At 51.7% G+C, this 1,046-nt stretch carries 1 protein-coding gene; it reads right to left on the bottom strand.

Annotation, left to right across the window (positions count from 1 at the left end; all coding sequences use genetic code 11):
• Nucleotides 1–218 precede the first annotated feature (218 nt).
• Nucleotides 219–854, bottom strand: coding sequence for a molybdenum cofactor guanylyltransferase (gene mobA, locus HW443_RS11715; RefSeq protein WP_176238273.1), 636 nt, complete (start codon nucleotides 852–854; stop codon nucleotides 219–221).
• Nucleotides 855–1,046 lie beyond the last annotated feature (192 nt).

The following is a 1,046-nucleotide window of genomic DNA, read 5'->3' as shown; positions in this document are numbered from 1 at the left end:
CGAGGCCCTGGGTGGCCTACCAGCCCAGAAAATGCATTGTTCCAACCTGGCTGCCTTTGCGCCACCTCGGGTCAGTATCCTCCACTCGCCCGAGCGGTTTAAAACCCGTGGAGGCCTCAGCACTCCCCTCAAGGCCCATCCGGTCGCCAAACCGCCAGGCACCTCTCCCCAGGTGGAGCTAACCGGCTACCCCCTGGTGGAAAATCAGTCAGTAGCCCTCAAGGAATTCCTTCTTGAATCCTTCCCAGAATCTCCCGGGCCCTCTCCAGATCTTCCAGAGTATTGATGTTAAACAGGGAAAAATTCTCGGGATCGTAGATCTGCAGGTTCTCTTGGCCCACATATCTGATCTTCACCTGGTTAAAGAAGGAGATGATGCGAGTCTCGTCCTGGCTCATAGACTCCCTTATAGCAGGAAGACAGCTTTTGGTATAGACAGCATGCAGAGGCTCAGGCCCTGCCTCGGTCATGGGGATGACTGCATCGTAACCATGGATCTGCCGTAAGAGAAAGTTGAGGAGAAGAGGATTCAGAAAGGGCATGTCACAGGCCACTATGAGGTTGATGGGAGTAGTCGAGATTTCCAGACCGGAAAGGATTCCTCCCAGGGGCCCGCGATAGGGAATCACATCCTGGACCAGTTTCATAGGTTCAACACGAAGATCTCTGTATTCCTCCACATTGTTGGCCACCAGAAGAAGGTCATCAACCACTTCCACAACCCTGGAAATGGTATGTTCGATGACTAACCGGGAGCCTAATTGGAGAAAGGCCTTGTTTTTCCCGATCCTGGTGCTCGACCCTCCGGCCAGAATTATCCCCGTGACTTGATGCTTGCGCTTGCTCTTTGCCATGCATCTCTCGATGGCTATCTCTGACCCGTCTATTACCAACTCTCTGATGAGCTAGTTCTAATGGGCCAGCCCACCTAACCCTCTACCTTCCTCTGGTCGTTCTCCTTCAGCTTTCTTTAGCAGGGAGATCTAAAGACTTACTTAGAAAATACTTGATATTTTCATGGTTCATGGGTGATGAGACCATAATGA

It is taken from the genome of Candidatus Hakubella thermalkaliphila, from assembly GCF_013281975.1.
GTDB lineage: Bacteria > Actinomycetota > Humimicrobiia > Hakubellales > Hakubellaceae > Hakubella > Hakubella thermalkaliphila.
This window is presented reverse-complemented; position numbering and strand designations above follow the sequence as displayed.